We start from the raw sequence: 1,516 nt of genomic DNA on the forward strand, positions 1-1,516 counted from the left end.
AGCGCCGATAAGCTATCGACTCCGTGCCGCCTAGGAAAGACAAGCAAATATTTACTTTAACTTTTGGGGTACACCTCATTTTGATCCCGGTCTCTTTTTTTGCGGATAATTTCAAAAGTGCACACATTTGTTCCCCTGATTCTGGTATAATAATTAGGCTAGTATTAGGAGGAAACATAAAATAAAAAAACGATTAACGTGGTTGGTTGTGATCGCATTCGGTCTCTTGATCGGTGGAGCTAGTCACTCTGTTTCTGCAAGTACCGTCACAACCGAACAACAGGTTCCAACTACTCAATATGTTTGGACAAAGGTAAGCCATCGAAACTCGGCGATCGCCTATCATCCAAAGGCCACAAAGTCGGTTTATTTGTGGAACCAGCTGCATACGCAACGACTACATAATTTGAGAAACTATCCCACGACAACTTGGTATGTCAAAAACAGCGTTGTCATGCAACACGGCGGCGTGAGTCACGTTTATTACGAGCTCTATAATCAACATAATAGCGCCAGTGGATATGTGTGGCGTGGTTATCTCACCAAGGGGATTAATCCAAAGCAACCAGGCACATCCGATTTATCCAAAATGGCCTATACAAAAACAGAATGCTACCAATTTTTCAAAGACAACTTGAAAATGTTGGCAAGTTTGCCGCAGACGGAGTTTCAGGACTTAATCATCAATCAAGTGAAGCAAGATCTAAAGGGGAAGGGGACCAATAGCCAGCAACTGAATATGATGGCAAAATTGTTGGCCACTTCAAATATGAGCTCGCGGGATGCTGCCGCAAATGCCAACATTTTGAATTATGCGACGGTCGAGTTTGCGGTGAAGGATGTGAATCCCGCCGTCATCACAAACTACGAGTCTTATTGGAAGGCAGACCCAAGAGCTCAAGCATTGACTTATTACGCAAAAATGGTTGAAAGCCAGCTGAGAAGTCTGGTTGCCAATTCTGGTAATCGGGATTATGGCTTGTACCTTGTCCCGACGACTTCACGAGACGCTTGGAAGCCTAAAGTCATGATGGTAGTGGAATGATGAGCGCAATTAATTTGGACGAATTTATAGCAGCAGGAACTCACAAACTAACGGACAACCCGGGATTTCAGTTGGAATACACCAAGGTTGCCATTGCCGCAACCGTGATGAAAGCCAGAGAAGCGCAGGGCTTGTCGCAAGCAGCCCTGGCGAAGAAAGCGGCTTTACCACTGGCCACAGTTGTGAAAATCGAAAAGGGCAGCAATACCATAATTGAGACGCTGAGCCGGATTGCTTCGGCACTGGGGAAGACGCTTCAAATTACTGTGAAGTAGGGATAAACACATTCAATAAAATTTATGGGATGATCCCAGAACAATGACGATTTGATCTCAGAATTTAAGCGAAAAAAGTAATGCATTCTGGTTTTGAAATGCATTACTTTTTTGGCTCTTGAATTGTCAAATTAAGTGCAACACTACATTAAAGAATATTTCATAAGGCGTTTTCCATCCGAGACATTTACGGGGA

The 1,516-nt window shown here is 43.7% G+C and carries 2 protein-coding genes; both read left to right on the forward strand.

Annotation, left to right across the window (positions count from 1 at the left end; translation table 11 throughout):
• Positions 1-208 precede the first annotated feature (208 nt).
• The gene (locus KTE19_RS13585) at positions 209-1,045 is read left to right on the forward strand and encodes a hypothetical protein (RefSeq protein ID WP_217342512.1); all 837 of its coding nucleotides are present in this window, start codon (positions 209-211) and stop codon (positions 1,043-1,045) included.
• Positions 1,046-1,059: 14 nt separating this feature from the next.
• Positions 1,060-1,320 (forward strand): helix-turn-helix domain-containing protein, encoded by a 261-nt coding sequence (locus KTE19_RS13590; RefSeq protein ID WP_249778673.1) that lies wholly within the window; start codon positions 1,060-1,062, stop codon positions 1,318-1,320.
• The last annotated feature ends 196 nt before the right edge of the window (positions 1,321-1,516 follow it).

The organism is Lentilactobacillus dabitei, from assembly GCF_019061365.1.
Lineage (GTDB): Bacteria > Bacillota > Bacilli > Lactobacillales > Lactobacillaceae > Lentilactobacillus > Lentilactobacillus dabitei.